At 66.2% G+C, this 18,769-nt stretch carries 21 protein-coding genes; 13 read left to right on the forward strand and 8 right to left on the reverse strand.

The features are described 5' to 3' along the window. Window position 1: 1 nt before the first annotated feature. On the reverse strand, window positions 2–1,303 hold the full coding sequence (locus BLV60_RS25645; RefSeq protein WP_093058102.1) for a D-amino acid dehydrogenase: 1,302 nt from the start codon (window positions 1,301–1,303) through the stop codon (window positions 2–4). 128 nt (window positions 1,304–1,431) lie between these two features. Between BLV60_RS25645 and BLV60_RS25650 the strand changes: the two genes are divergently transcribed. The 3 genes from BLV60_RS25650 to BLV60_RS25660 are packed head-to-tail and all read left to right on the forward strand — an operon-like array spanning window position 1,432 to window position 2,828. Next, entirely contained in the window at window positions 1,432–1,899 is a 468-nt protein-coding gene (locus tag BLV60_RS25650) for a winged helix-turn-helix transcriptional regulator (RefSeq protein ID WP_093058103.1), read from the forward strand. A 4-nt stretch (window positions 1,900–1,903) separates the two neighbouring features. Continuing rightward, the gene (locus BLV60_RS25655) at window positions 1,904–2,398 is read left to right on the forward strand and encodes a GNAT family N-acetyltransferase (RefSeq protein ID WP_093058104.1); all 495 of its coding nucleotides are present in this window, start codon (window positions 1,904–1,906) and stop codon (window positions 2,396–2,398) included. 28 nt (window positions 2,399–2,426) lie between these two features. Beyond that, a complete protein-coding gene (locus BLV60_RS25660; RefSeq protein WP_093058105.1) occupies window positions 2,427–2,828 on the forward strand; it encodes an OsmC family protein in 402 nt (133 codons plus the stop codon). Window positions 2,829–2,838: 10 nt separating this feature from the next. On the opposite strand, the gene BLV60_RS25665 is transcribed toward BLV60_RS25660, so the two are convergent. Both BLV60_RS25665 and BLV60_RS25670 read right to left on the reverse strand, forming a co-directional pair. Further along, window positions 2,839–4,014, reverse strand: a complete 1,176-nt coding sequence (locus BLV60_RS25665) for a serine hydrolase domain-containing protein (protein ID WP_176928940.1) — start codon at window positions 4,012–4,014, stop codon at window positions 2,839–2,841. 22 nt (window positions 4,015–4,036) lie between these two features. Then, on the reverse strand, window positions 4,037–4,390 hold the full coding sequence (locus BLV60_RS25670) for a winged helix-turn-helix transcriptional regulator (RefSeq protein WP_093058107.1): 354 nt from the start codon (window positions 4,388–4,390) through the stop codon (window positions 4,037–4,039). 136 nt (window positions 4,391–4,526) lie between these two features. Between BLV60_RS25670 and BLV60_RS25675 the strand changes: the two genes are divergently transcribed. Continuing rightward, window positions 4,527–5,399 (forward strand): NAD(P)-dependent oxidoreductase, encoded by an 873-nt coding sequence (locus BLV60_RS25675; protein ID WP_093058108.1) that lies wholly within the window; start codon window positions 4,527–4,529, stop codon window positions 5,397–5,399. A gap of 16 nt (window positions 5,400–5,415) precedes the next feature. Here the strand turns inward: BLV60_RS25675 and BLV60_RS25680 are convergent, their stop codons facing one another. Continuing rightward, window positions 5,416–6,576, reverse strand: a complete 1,161-nt coding sequence (locus BLV60_RS25680; RefSeq protein ID WP_093058109.1) for an alpha/beta fold hydrolase — start codon at window positions 6,574–6,576, stop codon at window positions 5,416–5,418. A gap of 244 nt (window positions 6,577–6,820) precedes the next feature. On the opposite strand from BLV60_RS25680, the gene BLV60_RS25685 reads away from it, so the two are divergent. From BLV60_RS25685 to lpxO, 3 genes are all read left to right on the forward strand, one after another. Beyond that, complete coding sequence (locus BLV60_RS25685; RefSeq protein ID WP_093058110.1) at window positions 6,821–7,504, forward strand: response regulator; 684 nt, start codon at window positions 6,821–6,823, stop codon at window positions 7,502–7,504. Beyond that, entirely contained in the window at window positions 7,501–8,928 is a 1,428-nt protein-coding gene (locus BLV60_RS25690) for a sensor histidine kinase (protein ID WP_093058111.1), read from the forward strand. The genes BLV60_RS25685 and BLV60_RS25690 overlap by 4 nt, the downstream gene beginning before the upstream one ends. Window positions 8,929–9,021: 93 nt before the next feature. Then, window positions 9,022–9,918: a lipid A hydroxylase LpxO gene (gene lpxO / locus BLV60_RS25695; RefSeq protein ID WP_093058112.1), complete on the forward strand. Its 897-nt coding sequence runs from the start codon at window positions 9,022–9,024 to the stop codon at window positions 9,916–9,918. 10 nt (window positions 9,919–9,928) lie between these two features. On the opposite strand, the gene BLV60_RS25700 is transcribed toward lpxO, so the two are convergent. Continuing rightward, complete coding sequence (locus BLV60_RS25700; protein WP_256329578.1) at window positions 9,929–10,801, reverse strand: LysR family transcriptional regulator; 873 nt, start codon at window positions 10,799–10,801, stop codon at window positions 9,929–9,931. 117 nt (window positions 10,802–10,918) lie between these two features. On the opposite strand from BLV60_RS25700, the gene BLV60_RS25705 reads away from it, so the two are divergent. Both BLV60_RS25705 and BLV60_RS25710 read left to right on the forward strand, forming a co-directional pair. Then, complete coding sequence (locus tag BLV60_RS25705; RefSeq protein WP_093058114.1) at window positions 10,919–11,908, forward strand: Bug family tripartite tricarboxylate transporter substrate binding protein; 990 nt, start codon at window positions 10,919–10,921, stop codon at window positions 11,906–11,908. Beyond that, complete coding sequence (locus tag BLV60_RS25710) at window positions 11,905–12,954, forward strand: threonine aldolase family protein (RefSeq protein WP_093058115.1); 1,050 nt, start codon at window positions 11,905–11,907, stop codon at window positions 12,952–12,954. Before BLV60_RS25705 ends, BLV60_RS25710 begins: the two co-directional genes overlap by 4 nt. A 19-nt stretch (window positions 12,955–12,973) precedes the next feature. Here the strand turns inward: BLV60_RS25710 and BLV60_RS25715 are convergent, their stop codons facing one another. After that, entirely contained in the window at window positions 12,974–13,663 is a 690-nt protein-coding gene (locus BLV60_RS25715) for a phosphatase PAP2 family protein (protein ID WP_256329579.1), read from the reverse strand. Window positions 13,664–13,784: 121 nt separating this feature from the next. On the opposite strand from BLV60_RS25715, the gene BLV60_RS25720 reads away from it, so the two are divergent. The 3 genes from BLV60_RS25720 to BLV60_RS25730 are packed head-to-tail and all read left to right on the forward strand — an operon-like array spanning window position 13,785 to window position 16,057. Next, window positions 13,785–14,468: a response regulator gene (locus tag BLV60_RS25720; protein ID WP_093058116.1), complete on the forward strand. Its 684-nt coding sequence runs from the start codon at window positions 13,785–13,787 to the stop codon at window positions 14,466–14,468. A gap of 1 nt (window position 14,469) precedes the next feature. Next, the gene (locus BLV60_RS25725; RefSeq protein ID WP_093058117.1) at window positions 14,470–15,822 is read left to right on the forward strand and encodes a sensor histidine kinase; all 1,353 of its coding nucleotides are present in this window, start codon (window positions 14,470–14,472) and stop codon (window positions 15,820–15,822) included. A gap of 13 nt (window positions 15,823–15,835) precedes the next feature. Further along, window positions 15,836–16,057 (forward strand): oxidoreductase-like domain-containing protein, encoded by a 222-nt coding sequence (locus tag BLV60_RS25730; RefSeq protein WP_093058118.1) that lies wholly within the window; start codon window positions 15,836–15,838, stop codon window positions 16,055–16,057. A 4-nt stretch (window positions 16,058–16,061) separates the two neighbouring features. Here BLV60_RS25730 and BLV60_RS25735 read toward each other — a convergent pair whose 3' ends face one another. Both BLV60_RS25735 and BLV60_RS25740 read right to left on the reverse strand, forming a co-directional pair. Then, complete coding sequence (locus tag BLV60_RS25735) at window positions 16,062–16,667, reverse strand: isochorismatase family protein (RefSeq protein ID WP_093058119.1); 606 nt, start codon at window positions 16,665–16,667, stop codon at window positions 16,062–16,064. Between the two features lie 26 nt (window positions 16,668–16,693). Then, window positions 16,694–17,764 carry an alkene reductase gene (locus BLV60_RS25740; protein ID WP_093058120.1) on the reverse strand — a complete coding sequence of 357 codons (1,071 nt, stop codon included), beginning with the start codon at window positions 17,762–17,764 and terminating at the stop codon, window positions 16,694–16,696. A 108-nt stretch (window positions 17,765–17,872) separates the two neighbouring features. Here BLV60_RS25740 and BLV60_RS25745 point away from each other — a divergent pair, with 108 nt between their 5' ends. Then, window positions 17,873–18,763, forward strand: a complete 891-nt coding sequence (locus BLV60_RS25745) for a LysR family transcriptional regulator (RefSeq protein WP_093058121.1) — start codon at window positions 17,873–17,875, stop codon at window positions 18,761–18,763. Window positions 18,764–18,769 lie beyond the last annotated feature (6 nt).

The following is an 18,769-nucleotide window of genomic DNA, read 5'->3' on the forward strand; positions in this document are numbered from 1 at the left end:
ATCAAGCCGGAGCAGTCGCCGGGTTCGGGCGCGTTGCGTGCGACGAGCCCTGTTCGTAGCGGTCCATCGCAAGACCGTCGGTGCGGATCTCCGGACGCTGCCCCATCACCATGTCGGAGATCAGCTTGCCCGAGCCGCAGGCCATGGTCCAGCCCAGTGTGCCGTGGCCCGTGTTGAGGAACAGGTTGCCGTAGCGCGTGCCGCCGACGATGGGCGTGCTGTCGGGCGTCATCGGGCGCAAGCCGGTCCAGAAGGTGGCGCGCGGCACGTCGCCGCCGGGGAACAGGTCGGTCACGACCTTCTCGAGGGTGGCGCGGCGGTTGGGGTTCAGGCGCAGGTCGAAGCCGCCGAGTTCGGCCATGCCGCCCACGCGGATGCGATTGTCGAAGCGCGTGACGGCGACCTTGTAGGTCTCGTCGAGCACGGTCGATTGCGGCGCGAGCGATTCGTCGAGCAGCGGCACGGTCAGCGAGTAGCCCTTGACCGGGTACACCGGGATGTCGAGGCCCAGCGAGGCGATGGCGGCGCGCGAGTAGCTGCCGAAGGCCATCACGTAGCGGTCGGCCGTAAGGATCTTGCCGGTGGTGGTGCGTACGCCGGTGATGCGGTTGCCGTCGGTCTCCAGTCCGTCGATGGTCTGGCCGAAGCGGAAATCCACGCCCAGGCCGCGCGCGATTTCTGCAAGGCCGCGCGTGAACAGGTGGCAGTCGCCGGTTTCGTCGTTGGGCAGGCGCAGGCCGCCTGTGAGGCGGTCGCGCGCGCCGGCCAGCGCGGGCTCGACGCCGGCGAGCGCATCGCGGTCGAGCAGTTCGTAAGGCACGCCGCATTCTTCGAGCACCGCGATGTCGCGCTGCACCGCGTCGAGCTGCGCCTGCGTGCGAAACAGCTGCAGCGTGCCGCCGGTGCGCTGCTCGTACTGCAGGCCGGTGTCGGCGCGCAGCTGCTGCAGGCAGCCGCGGCTGTATTCGGCCACGCGCATCATGCGTTCCTTGTTCACCGCGTAGGCCTCGGGCGAGCAGTTGCGCAGCATCGCGGCCATCCAGCGCAGCTGGAACATCGTGCCGTCGGGGCGAATGGACAGCGGCGCGTGCTTCTTGAACATCCACTTGATCGCCTTCAGCGGAATGCCCGGCGCAGCCCACGGCGTGGAGTAGCCCGGCGACACCTGGCCGGCGTTGCCGAAGCTGGTTTCCTCGGCGGGGCCGGCCTGCCGGTCGAGCAGGATGACCTCGGCGCCAGAGCGCGCGAGATAGTAGGCCGTGGTGGTGCCGATCACGCCGCCGCCGAGAACGATGACTTTCATGGTGTATTCACTGATTCAGATGGAATGAGTGGAATCTAAAGTGCACAATGCAGTGGATTCCATTGTTTTCAGCGATTTGGCAGTGAAATACACTGCCGCCAATCGTCCAAAGCCGCGCGCGAAGTGAAATGCCCGAACTCGACCGAATCGACCGCAAGATCCTCGACCTGCTTCAGCGCCAGGGCCGTGTTTCCATGACCGAGCTGGCCGAGCACATCGGCCTGTCGGCCTCGCCCTGCGCCGAGCGCGTGAAGCGCATGGAGCGCGACGGCGTCATCACGGGCTACCACGCGCATGTGTCGCCCGAGGCGCTGGGCAAGACGCTGCTGGTGTTCGTCGAGATCAAGCTCTCGGCCAAGTCCGGCGACGTGTTCGACAAGGTGCGCAAGGAACTGCTGCACATGCCCGAGGTGCTCGAATGCCACCTGGTGTCGGGCAGCTTCGACTACCTCGTGAAGGCGCGGCTCAGCGGCATGAGCGAGTACCGGCACCTGCTGGGCGACATCCTGAAGAAGCTGCCGGTGGCGGCCGAGTCGCACAGCTACGTGGTGATGGAAGAAATCAAGGAAACGCTGATGCTGGCCGTCGACCGCTGAACCGATGAGCAAGAACCACGACGTTCCCGACATCGCCATCCGGCCCTGGCGCCTCGACGACTTCGACGCGGTGAAGGCCATCCTCGACGACACCTTCGCCGGCACCTGGCTGCCGCAGCTCACGCCCGAGGCCGCGAAGGCCTACAAGGAGAGCGGCGAGCCCGTGGGCTACATCGACGAGATGGGCCCGGCCTTCTTCGTGGCGGAGATCGACGGCGAGGTGGTCGGCATGGTCCATTGGGAGCACGACTTCGTGCATGCGCTGCACGTGCCGGCAGAGCGTCAGCGCAAGGGCATCGCCCGTACCCTGATGGCCTTCGCCGAAGACGGCATGCGCGCTGATGGTGTGGCGCTCGCGCGGCTCGAAACCGACACCTTCAACACGCAGAGCCAGGGCTTTTACCTCGCGCTCGGCTACCGCGAGGCCGACCGCTACCCCGATCTCGAATGGCACAGCGGGTTCACGACCATCCTGTACGTGAAGACGCTTTCCTCCTGAACCGCAACTCCCTACCAAGGACACCTGCATGACGATCTCGATCCGCCGCGACGGCACCACCGGCACGCGCCACATCCTGAAGATCCGCAACCACGAGATTCCGGTCGATGCATCGCCCGCTGGCGGCGGCAGCGACGCCGGCCCCGAGCCGCATGACCTGTACGACGCATCGCTCGCGGCCTGCAAGGCGCTCACGGTGCTGATCTATGCGCGGCGCAAGGGCATTCCGGTGGAAGACATCGAGGTCGTGGTCGACCGCGACGACAGCGAGGAGCGCAAGGGCGTCTACCGCCTCAAGTCGGGCCTGCGGCTGAGCGGCGACCTGACGGAGGCGCAGCGTGACGAACTGTTGCGCGTGGCCGGCAAGTGCCCTGTGCACAAGCTCATGACCGAGGTGAAGACCGAGATCGAGACCGGCTGGGCGGACTGACCGGGTTGGGTCAATGCAGCACGCGGTAGGTGCGTACCGCGCGCAGCAGCGCCCATAAACCGGCCTCGGCCGGCACCTTCTTCTCATTGAACGACACGGCGATGTACACGTCGTCGGCCGGCACGTAGGCCACGATGCTCGTGAAGCCCTCGATGCCGCCGCTGTGCCCGAGCATCAACCCGGGACCGTCGGGCACGTCGTAGAGCTGCACGCCCATGCCATAGAACGCGTTGCTCCCGGCATAGGGGCCGAGCATGGCGGGCATGCCGGTGAACATGCGGTGTACCGCTTCGCCGGGCAGCACCTTGCCCGCGAGCAATGCGTGCCAGAACACCGCGAGATCGCCTGCGGTCGATGCCAGCGCGCCTGTGGCGTAGGGCGTGGCGTACTGGTCCGGCGCGTCAACTGGTCGGCCGGCTGCATGGCCCGTGGCGACGGGCAGTTCGACGCCCGGCTTGCGCATGGCTGTGTGCTTCAGCGCAAGGGGCTTGATGAGCCGCTTCGTGAGCACGTCTGCGAACGGAGCGCCGTCCACCTTCTCGACGATCACGCCGAGCATTGCGTAGCCGGTGTTGGTGTAGCTCCAATTCGTGCCGGGGCAGAACTGCGGCTTTTGCGACATGCCGAGTGCGATGACGTCGGCGGGCGTGCGGTAGGCCGCTCCCAGCGACGGTAGCGCGTTGAAGCTCACGAGGCCGCTGGTGTGGCGCAGCAGTTGCTCGATGGTTGTGAGCTTCGCATTCGGCGCGTCGGGAAACCACTTGTCTATGGTGTCGTCGAGCCTGAGCTTGCCTTCCTCGACGAGCTGCAGCACGACGGCGGCCGTGAAGGTCTTGGCGGTGCTCGCGACCTGAAAGGGCTGGTCGGGCACGACGGGTTGCGGCGGCTCCTTGCGAGCCAGGCCGCGCGTGGCGGACCAGATGCCTTCGCCGGGAATCGCGACCGCCACGCTGGCAGCGGGAACGTGCGCGAGCATCTTGTCGAGCGCGTCGCCGAGTGCCTTCTGCAGCTCGACAGGCAACTCGCCGTCGATGGAGCGCTTGAAGTCCTTCTGCCATACAGCTTCGGGCGCCGAGCGCATCGGCGGGCCGGCGTAGATGGGCGAGGGCGCGCACTGCGCCTGCGCGAGGCCCCACGCCACCGACGTGGCCAGCAGAACGGCCGATGAAATCTTCCGCAACGACATTCGGTGCTCCCGGTGTGCCGGCCTACTTGGCCGCTTCGGCTTTCGCGCGTGCGGTTTCAATGCGCTTGGCATTGCGGTCGCCCCAATCGGCCAGCGGCCCGAGTGCCGCATTGAGCGTGGCGCCCAGCTTGGTTGCCGAGTACTCCACGCGCGGCGGCACTTCGTGGAATACCTCCCGATGGACGATGCCGTCGGTTTCGAGTTCGCGTAGCTGCTGGATCAGCATCTTCTCGCTGATGTCGGGCAGCAGCCGCTTGAGCTCGCCGAAGCGATAGGCCTGCGCGTTCAGCTCCCAGAGGATGACGGCCTTCCATTTGCCGCCGATGACGTCGAACGCAGGCCCGATGCCGCAGTTGTAGGGTTTCTTCGATTTCATTTCTTATCCGTGGAATGCCCCGTAAATACCCAATACATACGTTTTGGTAAGTACCTGACTTTATTGTAGGTACTTGACCATATAGAAGCGAAATTTCTACGATTCAATTGTCTTCACAAACAGAAATCGAATCGTCATGAACAACAAGCGAGTTTCCGTTCTGGGCCTGGGCTCGATGGGTTTCACCATTGCTCAGCTCTATCTCGATCAGGGCTACGAAGTCGCGGTGTGGAACCGCACGCCCGGCAAGGCCGATGCGCTGGTCGCGAAGGGCGCCGTGCTGGCGTGCGGCGCGGGCGAGGCGTTGCGTGCGAGCCGCGTCGCGGTGATGTGCGTCTACGACTACCGGGGCGCCGATGCGATCCTCGCGCTCGACGGAGTCGTGGCCGCCATGGACGGCCGCCTGCTGATACAGCTGACCACCGGCAGCCCGCAGGACGCGCGCGATGCAGAGGTCTGGGCTCACCGCCACGGCGCCGCGTATCTCGAAGGCGCGATCCAGGCCGCGCCGGATCAGATGGGCCGGCCCGATACGCCGCTGCTGGTGTCTGGCGAAAAGCACGTATTCGACGAGGCCGAGCCGTGGCTGAAGGTGCTGGCCGGCGGCATCGTCTACCTGGGCGAGAAGGCGAGCGCCGCGGCGGCCATGGACCTCGCTACGCTCTCCACCATCTACGGCACGATGCTGGGTTTCATCCACGGTGCGCGCATTGCCGAGCACGAAGGCTTCGACGTGGCCGAGTACGGTCGCATCGTTGCGGGCATCATGCCGACCTTCGCGGGTTTTCTTCAGCATGAGGGCTCCGTCATCCAGTCGGGCGACTTCAGCATTTCGCAGAGCCCGATGCGCATCTCGGTCGAGGCAACGCAGCGCATCTTGCAGGCGGCGCAGGCGTCGGGCATCAACACCGAGTTTCCGGCCTTCGCCGCGGGACTCTTCCAGCGGGCCGATGCGGCAGGGCTCGGCGGCGAGGAGCTCGCCGCGTTGATCAAGCTGCTGCGCGCTTGAAAGGCATCGGCATGGCTCAAGCCCATGTCATGAACTGGATGGCACGCAGCACATCGGCCTCGCGCTCCATGAAGAAGTCGGTGTGGTTGCTGTTGTCGAGGGTCAGCCGGTTCGGGGTGTTGAGCGCCGCCACGAGCTGGTTCGAATTCGTGATGGCCGCGCTACGGATCATGCGCACGTAGTCCGAGGCATCTTTCTGCGTCTTGGCATCGAGCGGCAGTTCCAGCCACGGGAACATGTCGCGGGTGTCCGCAGGCAGGGCGGTCACGACCAGCGAAGGTGCGCGCACGGCCTTGTAGTCGGGCGAGAACGAGTGGGCGGCTGTTTCCATGGCGTCATTCACTTCGCTGGGTGTGTTGAGACTCACGCTTCCGTCGGCATGAATGTCGAGGCTGTCGCGCAAGTTCGCTTCCAGCACAGGCCACCAGTTCTTCGAATTGCGGCGGGAGAAGGCGATGGCAGCCTGCAGCGAGCGGCCGTTCTCCGGCTTCGGTTTGGGTTCTTCGAGCAGTGAGTTCGTCGGTACGTCCTCGCCGCCACTGTCTGCGCCCACCGTGTAGTCGAAGGTCGTGTCGAGATAGATCAGGCCCTGCGTCCGTTCGGGATACAGGCCCGCGAAGCGCGTGAGCTCGTTGCCTGCGATCGAATGGCCGCCCAGCACCGCGCGCCGTACGCCGAGGGCGTCAAGCACGGCCTTCAGGTCGGCCACGAGCGTGTCCACCTCGTAGTACTGCGTGGCGGTCTTCACGGGCAGCGGCTTGTCCGAGAGGCCGTAGCCGCGGCGGCTGATCGCGATCACGCGCGACTTGGCGGCCAGTGCGGGTGCGAGGCCGTCGAAGCTGCGCGCGTTGGCGCCAAGCCCGGGCAGAAATACAAAGACCGGGCCGGTGCTGCGGGGCGGCTGCCAGTCGCGCACCTGGAGCGAGACTTCGGGCGAGCTCGAGACCTTGATACGGCGGTCGATGACGGAGACTTTGCCTTCGCCACTGTCGTTCCTTGGGCTTCCATCGCCAACACCCGGGTTGGTGTTCGGGGGGGCATCCGGGTTGGCACCTGGGCCGGCAGCGGCGGGAGCAGCAGGACTGGCATCCGTGCCAATGCCGGGCCCGATGCCAACGCCGCCGCGGCCGCCGCCACCACCGCAGGCGGCGAGCCCTGCAGCACTGGTCAGTGCCATGGCATGGAGGATGTCCCGCCGCCGGAGGCGGTTGCGATCCGGCTGGTCGCGAGGGGCCAGGAGGGTGGGCGATCGATTCACGTCGGTGTTCCGTTTCTGTGTGGTGAGGAGTCGCTCCAGTGTCCTGGCCCCACCTGAAGGGCTGCTTCGGCATTCATGAAGATTTCCTGAAGTGCTTCACCGGCGTGTCGCTGATACTCCGGCCACATTCCGGAAACGGAGTGGTTCGTTCACGTGGAGGCTCATGAATCTCTTGCTTGTTGAGGACGACCTTGACCTGGGCAACGGCGTGCGCATCGCGCTGGCCAATCAAGGCATGGATGTGGTGTGGGTCCGCAGACTCGACGACGCCTTGCGCACCCTCGACGGCGGCACCTTCGACATGGTGCTGCTCGACCTCGGCCTGCCCGACGGCGACGGGCTCGACCTGCTGTTCCGCCTGCGCCGCGACCGGCAGATATTGCCGGTGCTGGTGCTGAGCGCTCGCGACGCGCTGACCGACCGGCTGCGCAGCCTGGACGACGGCGCGGACGACTATCTCGTCAAGCCCTTTGCGCTGGCCGAGCTGCTGTCGCGCGTGCGGGCGCTCGCGCGGCGCAGCTACGGCTTCAACGACGAGACCATCCGCATGCGCGGCCTGGCGCTGCACGAGCCCACGCGCGGCGTGATCGTCGATGGCGAGCCGGTGGAGCTTTCGCGCTGCGAGTTCGACCTGCTGGCCTTGCTGCTCAAGCGCACCGGCCGCGTGGTCACGCGCCGCGTGATGGAAGAGCAGGTGCTGCCCGGTGGCCAGGCCAACGGCAGCAATTCACTCGAAGTGCATATCTCCAACCTGCGCAAGAAGATCGGCCAGGGCTACATCCGCACGGTGCGCGGCATCGGCTACGTGATCGACGTGCAGTCGCTCGTGCGGAGCACGCAGAAATGATGCAGGCGCTGGCGCAGCGCTGGAAGAACTGGAAACAACCTTCCCTGATGCGGCGCCTGCTGCTGGCGCAGATGGGCGTGGTCGCCTTGCTGTGGACCATGGCCATCGCGCTGCTGCTGTACGACTCCTACGACGACCCCGAGCTGCTGAAGTTCGACAAGATCTTCCAGTCGGTGATTGCAATCGCGAAGAACACGGCCGACCAGCCCGACAAGCAACAGGAAACCCTGGCCGCCTTCGAGGCTGCGCTGCTCGAAACCATGGGCGACGGCGACGCCGCTTCGGACACCTCGCCGGTGCTGCAGGTCTGGCAGGGCGACAAATTGATCTATCGCTCGACGGCGGCCGTGCCTGTCATTCTGAATACCGTGCCGAACCGCGTCGAGACCGTGAAGGCGGGCAACCGCGAGTGGCGCGCGCGCACGCTGGCCTCGCCCACCTCGGACGTTCGCGTGATGCTGGCCGAGCCCAGCGTCTGGCGGTTGACGGTCACCGTGATGTACCGCGGCTACTACCTGCTGCCGCTGGTCATCAGCTTGCCTTTTCTGGTGTTTCCCGCGTGGCTGTCGGTGCGCCTTGCGCTGCGGCCGTGGCGCCGGGTGAGCCAGGAAACCGCAGAGCGCGGGCCGGCCGACCTCACGCCGCTGTCGTACGCGCCGCCGCACAAGGAACTGCAGCCGCTGGTGCAGAGCATCAACAGCCTGCTGCAGCGGGTGCGCGACAGCACTTCGCGCGAGCGCAGCCTGATCGCCGATGCCGCGCACGAGCTGCGCACCCCGCTGGCGGCCATGCGAGTGAATGTGGAGGCGCTGAAAGAGCAGAGCACCGACGAACAGCAGCGCGAGCTCATGGGCAATCTGCTGCGCAGCAACGACCGCGCGGCGCGGCTGGTGGGGCAGCTGCTGCAGCTCATGCGCAGCGACGCGGTTTCGGACAACGCGCTACCCGTGATGCTGTCGCTCGACGCGCTGGTGCAAGACCGGCTGGCCATGATCGAAGGGCTGGCCAGCGCCCGCAACGTCGAGCTGGAACTGGTGAGCGAAGACCGCGTGCCGGTGCTCGGCGAGCGCGAAAGCCTGGTCTCGATGATCGACAACCTAATCAACAACGCCATCAAGTACAGCCCGCCGGGGAGCACGGTGGTCGTGCATGTGGCGCGCGAGGGCACCCAGGCACTTCTGACGGTGGCAGACGAGGGGCCCGGCATTCCGCCCGCGTTGCGCGAGCGGGTGTTCGACCGCTTCTTCCGCAACCCCGACCAGAACCAGAGCGGCAGCGGGCTGGGGCTGGCCATCGTCAAGTCGGTGGTCGACCGGCACGGCGGCGAGGTCGCGCTTGGTGAAACCGCGAACGGCGGCCTGCTGGCCACCGTGCGGCTGCCGCTGGCCATGGCCGATACGCCGCAGCCAATGCTCTGCAGCTGAAACCTCGCCCGGCGCACGGCCAAAGGATCAGGGCAGGGCCAATTTGGTGCAAAGAATTACACTACCCGGTGCTGTTTACAGGACACTTTCCAAATGAAGTGGGTCATTCTTGCCATCTTCGCGCTCAGTGCGCTCTACGTTCATTTCCGCGGCCAGGTGCGGCATCGCTTCTTCAGACAGCTCTCTGATCACTCGACCTTCCTGGCTCCGCTGAACGTCTTCATGTACCTTTTCTCGAAGGTGCCGGGTACGCCGTACCTGTCGCCCGCGCAGTTCCCCGAGATGCGCGTGCTCGAAGAAAACTGGGAAGTCATCCGCGAAGAAGCGCTGGCCATGCGCAATGGCGGCAGCATCAAGGCGTCGAGCCAGTTCAACGACGTGGGCTTCAACTCCTTCTTCAAGAGCGGCTGGAAGCGCTTCTACCTGAAGTGGTACGACGAAGCGCATCCCTCGGCCGCGGTGCTGTGCCCGCGCACCACAGAGCTGCTCAAGGGCATCGGCACCATCAAGGCCGCGATGTTCGCCGAGCTGCCGCCGGGCAGCCGCCTCGTGCGCCACCGCGACCCCTTCGCCGGTTCGTTGCGCTACCACCTGGGCCTGTGGACGCCGGGTGTCGAAGGCTGCTACATCGACGTGGACGGCCAGCGCTATCACTGGCGCGACGGTGAAGCTGTGGTGTTCGACGAAACCTTCATCCACTACGCCGAGAACACGACCGACCACGACCGCGTGATCCTGTTCTGCGACATCGAGCGCCCGCTGAAGTACCGCTGGGCCAGCGCCGTGAACCGCTGGTTCGCGAAGAACCTGCTGGCCGCAGCGAGCTCGCCCAACGACGCGGGCGACAAGACGGGCGGCATCAATCGCGCCTTCAAGTACATCTACCAGATCCGCGTGATCGGCAAGCGCCTGAAGGCTTGGGACAAGCGCGTGTACTACCTCGTGAAGTGGGCCATCTTCGGTGGCCTGGCCCTCTGGATCTTCTGGTAATGCCGGCTTTTCACGGCTTTCGCTGAAGGCCGAAGGCGGTTGCGAAGGCCTGTGCAACCGCCTCGACATTGCGGCTGCCTTCGTCCGAGTTTCGCCAGACCAGCGAGAGCTTGCGAAACGGAGCACGACTTCCCAGGCCCACTTCGCGCACCGCATAGGCATCGACCAGCGGACGCCTGGGCTGCGGGACGACGGAAACCCCCAGGCCCTGGGCGACCATTGCAACGATGGCGTCCATCGAGCGCAGCTCCATCACGCAGCGCGCATCGGGTTTCAGGCTGCGCACGTATCGCGCGGCGACGCGTCCTCCCGAAAGAGACAGGTCGTATCCGATCCAGTCGTAGGCTTCCAGCAGTTGCCTGACGGTTTTACCGGAGGCATTCGGCGGCGCCAGCAACACGTAGGGCTGGCGGTGCAGTTCCCGCCAGACCAGCCGGCGCGAGCCGCCGGCTTCCGGCCTGACGAGCAACGCGACGTCGAGCCGCGCCGCCTTCAGCTCGGAGATCATTTCGTCGCTGTCGTTCAGCGGGGGAACCACCACATCCAGCGACGGATGCTTCCGGCGAAGCTCATGCAGCGCCTGCGGCAGCACGTCGCTCTGCATACTGGTGATCACGCCGACCCTGATGCGGCCCGCCACTTCCACCACCGGGCGGGAGCGAAGCATCTGCAGCCGGTGGGAGAAGTCGCCCACCGCGCTCACTACCTCATGGGCAAAGGCCGTTGGCGCCACCACGCGGGTGGAGCGGTCGAACAGCGGCTTGCCGAAATACTGCTCCAGCTGCTTGACCTGCAGGCTCACCGCGCTCGGGCTGCAGCCCACGACGCCGGCCGCGGCGGTGAAGCTGCCCTGTTCGAGGATGGTGCGCAGGGTGACCAGCATCGTGAGATTCATGAGAAATCCTCACAGTTGATATTTGTATATCTCGCTTTACTCATTTTATTGCGGGCCTAGGATTCGCTGAATTCATTCAACCTGCCCGATCGGAACCACCCGCTCATGAACGACATCCGACGCCATCGTCTCGCGCGCGCCAGGAGCCTGGCATGCACCTTGGGGCTCGCGCTCGCCGCAGCGCATGCGGCCGCCGCGGCGTGGGTGCCCGAGCGTCCCATTCACCTGGTCTCGCCGAGTCCCCCGGGTGGGGGCACGGATGCCGTCTGCCGCCTGCTTGCGGCCAAGCTGGGCGAGCAGGCCAAGTGGCAGGTCGTCGTCGACACCAAGCCCGGTGCCGGCAACAACATCGGCCTGGAGTTCGGCGCGAAGTCGCCGCCCGACGGCTACACCGCCGTGCTGGGCGAAACCAGCAACCTTACGGTCAACCAGTTCCTCTACAAGAAGCTCAGCTTCGATCCCTCGAAGGACCTCGCGCCGGTTGCGCTGGTCGGCACGGGCGTGTCGGTGCTGGTGGTGAATGCCTCCAGTCCGTACGACAGCCTTGCTTCGCTGCTGGCGGGCTCGAAGAAGAAGCAACTTGCGTACGCATCGTCCGGCAACGGAACCGTCGGGCATCTGGTGGCCGAGAACCTGCGCGTGACGGCGGGAGCCAACGTTTTGCATGTGCCTTACAAGGGCGGTGGCCCGGCCATGACGGACATGCTGGGCGGGCAGGTCGACTTCTACATCTCCTCCCTCGTTTCGGCGCTGCCGCTCATCAAGGACCACAAGCTGCGGGCGCTCGCCGTGACTTCGGGAGCGCGGGATCCATCGCTGCCTGACGTTCCCACCTTCATCGAGAGCGGCTTCAAGGGCTTCGAGTACTACACGCTCTACGGCGTGGTGGTGCCCGCGAAGACGCCGGAGAACATCGTCCGGACCATGAACACGGAGATCAACCGGGTGCTCGATTCGGCGGATGTCCGCGCCAATCTCGCCGCGCGCGGCATCTATGTGCGGACCGGAACGCCGGAAGCGTTCAATACATTCCTGAACAGCGAGAGAAAGAAATGGGCGGAGGTCGTGAAGGCGACCGGCGCAACTGCCGAATGACCCAGGACAGCATGTATCCGCCGGTGGACCTTCGCAGCGACACGGTGACGCTGCCCACAGAGCAGATGTACGACCGCATCGCTTCCGCTCCTCTCGGCGACGACGGGCTCGACGGCGACCCGACCGCGCTGGAGCTGGAGGCCGAGGCCGCCCGACTGCTGGGCAAGGAGGCCGCGCTGTATGTCCCGAGCGCAACGATGGCCAACCTCCTTGCCATCCTCGCCCAGGCCGGGCGGCAGGAAGTCGTGCTTGCCGAAGCGGCATCGCACATCTACGTGACCGAGCGCGGCGCGGCCGCGCTGACCGGGTCGTTCTATCAGGGCATTGCCGGCGTCGACGGCGCCATGGACCTGGGCTTGCTCGCGCAGGCCTTGGGGCCGGGCCGCAACAAGCTGCGCACCGGGCTCGTCTGTCTGGAAACTTCCCACAACAACGCCGGAGGGGCGGTGCTGCCGCTCACCCACATGCAGGCGGTGTTTGCAGTGGCCAGGGATGCGGGCGCTGCGGTCCACCTGGACGGCGCACGTTTGATGAATGCGGCAGCGGCACTGGGCGTGCCAGCTGCGGAGATCACGGCCTTTGCCGATACCGTTTCGCTGTGCCTGTCCAAGGGCCTGAGCGCGCCCATGGGGGCCGTGCTTGCCGGGCCGGCGGACACCATTCAGCGTGCCAGGTGGCACAGAAAGCTGCTCGGGGGCAGCCAGCGCCAGGTCGGGATCGCCGCGGCCGCGGGGCTGGTTGCCATCACCACCATGGTGGGCCGGCTTGCGGACGATCACACGGTCGCGCGCCGCCTCGCTCACGGGATCGGCCAGCTCCGTGGGCTTTCCGCCAACGAGCCGCAGACCAACATCGTGCAGGTCGACGTGAGCGCCACCGGGCTCGACGCGGCTCAGTGGGAAGCCGCGCTGCGCAAGCTGGGCGTGCTGGCCCGGACTTGGGGCAGGCACAAGCTGCGCTGCGTCACCCATCGTCATACGGGCGAGCGCGAAATTGACACGGCCCTGGAGGTTTTCAGGTCCGTCGCCGCGAGCGCTGCTGCTTGATTGTCTGGTGTGCTGGGGCTCAGGCCTCGGTCCACACCAGCCAGTCGCGCGTGGTGCTGGCCCAGCTCACGGCGGCCGCGAGCAGCGTGCCGCCGAGCACGTCGAGCAGCACGTGCTGTCGCGTTGCCAGCGTCGAGTAGACGATGCCGAAGGCCCATAGCATGTTCAGCGCGCGCAACCATGTGGGCGCTGTCACGCTGCGCAACTGGCGCTCAAGCAATACCGCGGTGAGCACCGCGAACGCGACGTGCAGCGACGGAAATGCATTGCCCCCCACGTCGGTGGCCTTGAGAAACTGCAGAGCCGGGTACTGCGCCCAGTCGACCGCAAACACCGGCACCGTCGTAGGAAAGAGCCAGAACACCACGAGGCCGACGGCGGCCATGATGGCGGCGTCGCGCGCACAGGCCCAGAGCTCTGCCTTGTCTTTCGCGAAGGCCGGCGCCAGCGAGATGTAGAACCACAGCGAGCCGTAGAGCACCATCGCGTCGTCGCTCACCCCCACCCAGTGGTCGAGCCGCGTGAGCGGCATCACCATCGGCTCCGATGGCGGGTTGTGCATCACCCAGAAGTACACGACGAAGAAGCCCGAGATGCCGACCGTGGTGCCGATCATCTTCACCACCCAGAGCGTGGCGATCCGCTGGCCCAATGCCACGTACCAGGGCACGAAAGGGTGGGAGGAGGAAGTCGCCGGGCGGGAGGTCATGCAGTGCTCCAGCTTATGCAGCTGCATTGCGTGAACATTGCGCTTTCCGCAATGAGCTGCAATGAGGCCTCTCCTAGAATGGCCCGCTTCTTTTTTGCACACAGCCCTTGTCGCACCCCTCATGAGAATCCTGCTCGTCGAAGACGAAGTCGACCTGGCGCAAGCCCTGGCCTCGGCGCTGCGGCAGAACCAGGCAGTGGTCGACGTGGCGAGTTCGCTGCGCGAGGCCGAGGAGGCAGCGTTGTCGGCGCAGCACGACGTGATCGTGCTCGACCGTGGCCTGCCCGATGGCGACGGCCTCTCGCTCGTGGCCTTCCTGCGGCAGAACCACATCGCCACCGCGGTGCTGGTGCTCACGGCCATGACCGACGTGGCCGAGCGCGTGCTGAGCCTCGACGGCGGCGCGGACGACTACCTCGCCAAGCCCTTCTCGATGGACGAACTGATGGCGCGCGTGCGCGCACTGGCGCGGCGCCCAGCAGTGCGGGCGAACCTCGTCATGACGCTCGGGCAGTTGCGCTTCGACCATCACACGCGGCAGGCCCATGTGGGCGATCTTTGCCTCACGCTGCCGCGACGCGAGCTGCTGGTGCTCGAGGCACTGCTCGAACACCGTGGTCGCACCGTGCTGCGCGAGGCCATGCAAGACCGTGTGTACGGGCACAAGGACGAGATCCAGTCGAACGCGCTCGACACGCATGTGTCGCGGCTGCGCTCCAAGCTCGACAAGGCCGGTGCGCAGGTGGAGATCCATGCAATTCGCGGTGTCGGCTACCTGATCTGCGCCGCCCGCATGGCGGCATGACATGACACTGAGCCTGCTCTCGCTGCGCTGGCGGCTGATCTGGAGCCTGATCCTGTTGCAGGTGGTGGTCGGCTCGCTGGTGATGGGCGGCTTTCTCGGGCTGGCCTGGGTGCTGGGCCGCGTGGTCGACGAGACCGGGCAGGAGACCGTCACCGTGATCCAGCGCGCGCTGGCGCGCGGCCCCGATGGGCAACTGGTGGTCGAGCCGACGGCGGAAGTGCAGCGCCTGCAGAAGGCCGATCCGCCGTTCTGGTTCATCGCGCGCGATGCCCACGGCTCGGAAGTGCGCAGCGGCGACGTGCCGCCTGCCTATTCCGCGCTTTTCAACGCGCTCGGCGACATGGAGCGCATGGCCCTCAACCCCGAGGACGACAACACCCGGCCCAAGGCCCGCTTCGAGCGCGCGGAAACGCGTGCGGGCCTGGTGGCCGTGATGGTGCAGACCGGCGGCCCGCTGACGGTGAGGAACACGCTCAAGGGCACGGGCATCGCCTTTCTCTTTCTGGTGGCGCCGATGGCGCTGGTGACCTGCCTCGGCGTGATCCTGGCCACGCCCTTCGTGGTGAAGCGCGGCCTCAAGGGCGTGGTGGCTACGGCCGAGCATGCCGAGAGCATCGACGTGCACGAGCGCACCACGCGCTTGCCGCTGACCAACGTGGCCAGCGAAATCCGCCCGCTGGTCAACGCCGTGAACCGTGCCTTCGACCGGCTCAACGAAGGCTACGACCGGCAGGAGCGCTTCCTCGCTGACGCCGCACACGAGCTGCGCACGCCGATCACCACGCTGCAGATCCATCTCGAAGGACTGCAGGACGGCCCGCTCAAGGTGAAGCTGATGCAGGCCTCGGCGCGGCTCGCCACGCTGGCCGAGCAACTGCTCGACCTCCAGCGGCTGGACCACGTCGCGGTGCACGACCAGCAGCAGGTCGACCTGAAGGCGCTGTGCGAGCGCGTGGCGGGCGACATCGCGCCGCTGGCGATCATGAATCGTTGCACGCTGTCGGTCGATGCGCCGCAACCGTTGTGGGTGCGCGGCGATGCGCCCTCGCTCGAACGCGCGCTGAGCAACCTGATCCAGAACGCGATCGAGCACGGCGGGCAGGGCTGCGACATCCAGGTGCGGCTGTGGGAGCCATCGGGCTTCGAGGTGCTCGACTCCGGACCCGGCATTCCGGCAGCGGACCGCGAGCGCGTGGTGGCGCCGTTTCACAGGCTCGTGCCGCGCGGGCGCGGCGCGGGGCTCGGGCTGCATCTCGTGGCCGAGGTTGCGCGCCTGCACGGCGGGCAACTCACGATCGGGTCGAGCGAGTCGGGCGGGGCGAAGATGCGGCTGGAGCTGAACCTCGACGCATGAAGATCTGCCCGCCATGAACGCCATCGACCGGCTGCCCGAACCCACGAACCTTGCCGGCGCGCAAGCGCTCATCGCGCGCGTGCAAGCATTGCTCGATGCCGCAGGGCTTGCGATGCGCGCACCGCCGCCCGAGCCCACCACCTGCTGCGGTCGCGGCTGCAACGGCTGCGTGTGGGAAGGCTGGCTCGCTGCCGTGGCTTACTGGCGCGACGAAGCTTCGCTGCTGCTCGGCTGATGGCTCAAACGATGCCGGCACCAAGGGCCGGAAACACATCACTGAACAACAAGCCGATCAGCTGCTGCCCGGCGGGCGTGGACCAGTCTTGCGCGATTTCCGCCATCAGCGTGTTGGTGGCGGTGAGCACCACGCCCGCGTCGTGCATGCGCTGGCGGGAAAACTCTTCGGACAGATCGCTGGGCGAGCCCGATGCATCCATCACGGCCTGCACGGCAAAGCCTTCGACCGCGGCGTCAATGGCCGGGAAGATCAGGCAAACATCGGTGGTGACGCCCGCCATGATCAGCTGCTTGCGCCCGGTTGCGAGCACTGCGTTGCGGAAGTCGGGATAGGCCCAGGCATTGACCACGCCAGGGCGCTTGATGCGTGCAGCGTGCGCTTCGGGCAGGATCTCGGCGATCTTCGGAAGGATCGGGCCCTGGGCGTGGTCTTCCTGGCTGGACGTGATCACGGTCGGGATGTTGAGGATCTTTGCCATCTTGGCCAGCGCAATCGACTGCTTGGCCGCGAGTTCGCTGTCGATGTTCTTGATCAGTTGCATCGTGCCGACCTGATGGTCTATCAGCAGCAAGGCGGTGTTGTCGGCGGTGAATCGTTCGATCTTCATGGTGTAGCTCCAGTTCGGCTTCTGCCTCAGGCAGCCTCGGCCGCAGCCAGCGCCGGATAGTCGATGTATCCCTTGGCGGTCGGCGGTGCGAAGAAGGTGCTGCGGTCGGCTGCGTTGAGCGCGGCGCCCACGCGGAAGCGCTCCGGCAGGTCGGGGTTCGCAAGGAAAGCGCTGCCGAACACTGTTGCGTCGGCCTTGCCTTCGTACAGTGCGCTTTCGGCGCTGTCCTGGGTGAGGCCGCCGCCGATCAGGTATGCGCCTTCGAAGCGCGGGCGCAGGAGGGCGTGGTAGTCGAACTGCGCACCGAAGAGGGTGACATGCAGATAGGCCAGACCCCAGCCGCGCAGTTGTTCGACCAGGTAGGCGTAGGTCTCCTGAGGCGCAGCATCCGTGATGCTGTTGTAGTTCATCTCCGGCGAAATCTTGATGCCGACGCGGTCGGCGCCGGCCTCTGCGGCCATCGCATCCAGCACATCCAGCGCAAAGCGGGCGCGGCCCTCGACTGAACCGCCGTAGATGTCCTGGCGCTGGTTGCTGCCGGAAGAGAGGAACTGCTCAGGCAGGTAGCCGGAGGCTGCGTGCAGCTCTACACCGTCGAAGCCGGCCTCAAGCGCGCGGCGGGTGGCCTGGCGATAGTCTTCGATGACGTCGGCGATCTCGAGCAGGCTCAGCTCGCGGGGCGTGACGAAGTCGACCTGGCCGGCAGGCGTCCACGCCTGGCCCTCGGGCTTGATGGCCGAAGGCGCCACGGGCGTCGCGCCGTCGAGCAGCGAGGGGTGCGAGATCCGGCCGGTGTGCATCAGCTGCATGAAGATGCGGCCGCCGCGAGCGTGCACGGCCTCGGTCACCTTCTTCCAGGCTGCGACCTGTGCCTCGGTCTCGATGCCGGGCGTGTGCACGTAGCCCTTGCCCATGGCGGACGGGAACACGCCTTCGGAAATGATCAGGCCGGCGCTGGCGCGCTGGGCGTAGTAGGCGACCGTCAGGTCGCTCGGGACGCCGTCGCTGTCGGCGCGGGAGCGGGTCATAGGGGCCATGACGAGGCGGTTCGGCGCAATGTAGCGGCCGATGCGAACGGGGGTGAACAGTTGGCTCATGGTGAATTCCTTGGGTTGTGCGGTGCGATGGACGCATCTTTGATTAATCTGCTGAAGAGATAAATACGTCAAAATGGCTTTCATTGATCCATAAATGGCGCAATCAAGATGGAACTGCTGAACGACATGGCCTTGTTCGTGGAGGTCGCCCACGCGAGGAGCTTTCGCCGCGCGGCCGATGCCTCGGGCGTGCCGAGTTCGACGTTGTCCAGGCGAATCAGCGGACTGGAGAAAGCCATCGGCCTGCGGCTCTTGCATCGCACGACACGCAAGGTCGAGCTGACGGAGGCGGGGCAGCTCTACTTCGAGCGCTGCCGGCGCATCGTCGAAGAAGCGCGCATCACTCACGAGCAACTGGGCGAGATGCTGGCGCAGCCCAGCGGCGTGCTGCGCGCGTCGCTGCCGGTGGACTTCGCCACCATCTACATGGCACCCCTGGTCGCGGAGTTCGCTCGTCGCTACCCCGGCATCAGCTTCGAGTTCGATCTCACGCCGAGGCGGGTGGACTTGGTCACCGAGCCTTTCGACGTGGCCATCCGCATGGGCGAGCTCGCGGACTCGAACCTGATCGCCCGATTGCTCGCGCGGCTACCCGTGCAGGTTTATGCCTCGCCCCGCTACCTCGAGCTGTCCGGCGAGCCAATGCACCCGAGCGATCTGGCGCGACACGAGTGCCTGGGCCTTCCCAAGGCAAACAAGTGGACGCTGCAGCGCGAAGGAGAGGTCGTCGAGGTCGAGGTGGGAGGACGGTTTCAGGTGAACAGCGTCGGCATGTTCCGGCGCCTGGCGACCCTCGACCTGGGCGTGATCCTGCTTCCGCAGGAGATCGCTTCCGAAGATGTCGCGGCAGGTCGCCTGCGACTGGTGTTGCCGCAGTGGCACGGCACCCCGACTTCCGTCTATGCGCTCACTGAAACCCGCCTGCTGCCGGCAAAGACCCAGCGTTTCATCGAGTTCCTGCACGAGCATCTCGGGCAGCGGCCTCGCGGGGCCGAGTGAGCAAGG

The organism is Variovorax sp. YR634 (genome assembly GCF_900106655.1).
Classification (GTDB): Bacteria; Pseudomonadota; Gammaproteobacteria; order Burkholderiales; family Burkholderiaceae_C; genus Variovorax.

Bases quoted from the DNA above. Each gene is read 5' to 3' on its own strand.
- BLV60_RS25665 (WP_176928940.1), bottom strand. From the start codon at position 4,014: ATGTCGTTGCGGAAGATTTCATCGGCCGTTCTGCTGGCCACGTCGGTG.
- BLV60_RS25670 (WP_093058107.1), bottom strand. From the start codon at position 4,390: ATGAAATCGAAGAAACCCTACAACTGCGGCATCGGGCCTGCGTTCGAC.
- BLV60_RS25655 (WP_093058104.1), top strand. From the start codon at position 1,904: ATGAGCAAGAACCACGACGTTCCCGACATCGCCATCCGGCCCTGGCGC.
- BLV60_RS25740 (WP_093058120.1), bottom strand. From the start codon at position 17,764: ATGAGCCAACTGTTCACCCCCGTTCGCATCGGCCGCTACATTGCGCCG.
- BLV60_RS25745 (WP_093058121.1), top strand. From the start codon at position 17,873: ATGGAACTGCTGAACGACATGGCCTTGTTCGTGGAGGTCGCCCACGCG.
- BLV60_RS25690 (WP_093058111.1), top strand. From the start codon at position 7,501: ATGATGCAGGCGCTGGCGCAGCGCTGGAAGAACTGGAAACAACCTTCC.
- BLV60_RS25660 (WP_093058105.1), top strand. From the start codon at position 2,427: ATGACGATCTCGATCCGCCGCGACGGCACCACCGGCACGCGCCACATC.
- BLV60_RS25645 (WP_093058102.1), bottom strand. From the start codon at position 1,303: ATGAAAGTCATCGTTCTCGGCGGCGGCGTGATCGGCACCACCACGGCC.
- BLV60_RS25705 (WP_093058114.1), top strand. From the start codon at position 10,919: ATGAACGACATCCGACGCCATCGTCTCGCGCGCGCCAGGAGCCTGGCA.
- BLV60_RS25685 (WP_093058110.1), top strand. From the start codon at position 6,821: ATGAATCTCTTGCTTGTTGAGGACGACCTTGACCTGGGCAACGGCGTG.
- BLV60_RS25710 (WP_093058115.1), top strand. From the start codon at position 11,905: ATGACCCAGGACAGCATGTATCCGCCGGTGGACCTTCGCAGCGACACG.
- BLV60_RS25650 (WP_093058103.1), top strand. From the start codon at position 1,432: ATGCCCGAACTCGACCGAATCGACCGCAAGATCCTCGACCTGCTTCAG.
- BLV60_RS25700 (WP_256329578.1), bottom strand. From the start codon at position 10,801: ATGCTGGTCACCCTGCGCACCATCCTCGAACAGGGCAGCTTCACCGCC.
- BLV60_RS25675 (WP_093058108.1), top strand. From the start codon at position 4,527: ATGAACAACAAGCGAGTTTCCGTTCTGGGCCTGGGCTCGATGGGTTTC.
- BLV60_RS25720 (WP_093058116.1), top strand. From the start codon at position 13,785: ATGAGAATCCTGCTCGTCGAAGACGAAGTCGACCTGGCGCAAGCCCTG.
- BLV60_RS25715 (WP_256329579.1), bottom strand. From the start codon at position 13,663: ATGACCTCCCGCCCGGCGACTTCCTCCTCCCACCCTTTCGTGCCCTGG.
- lpxO (WP_093058112.1), top strand. From the start codon at position 9,022: ATGAAGTGGGTCATTCTTGCCATCTTCGCGCTCAGTGCGCTCTACGTT.
- BLV60_RS25730 (WP_093058118.1), top strand. From the start codon at position 15,836: ATGAACGCCATCGACCGGCTGCCCGAACCCACGAACCTTGCCGGCGCG.
- BLV60_RS25725 (WP_093058117.1), top strand. From the start codon at position 14,470: ATGACACTGAGCCTGCTCTCGCTGCGCTGGCGGCTGATCTGGAGCCTG.
- BLV60_RS25680 (WP_093058109.1), bottom strand. From the start codon at position 6,576: ATGGCACTGACCAGTGCTGCAGGGCTCGCCGCCTGCGGTGGTGGCGGC.
- BLV60_RS25735 (WP_093058119.1), bottom strand. From the start codon at position 16,667: ATGAAGATCGAACGATTCACCGCCGACAACACCGCCTTGCTGCTGATA.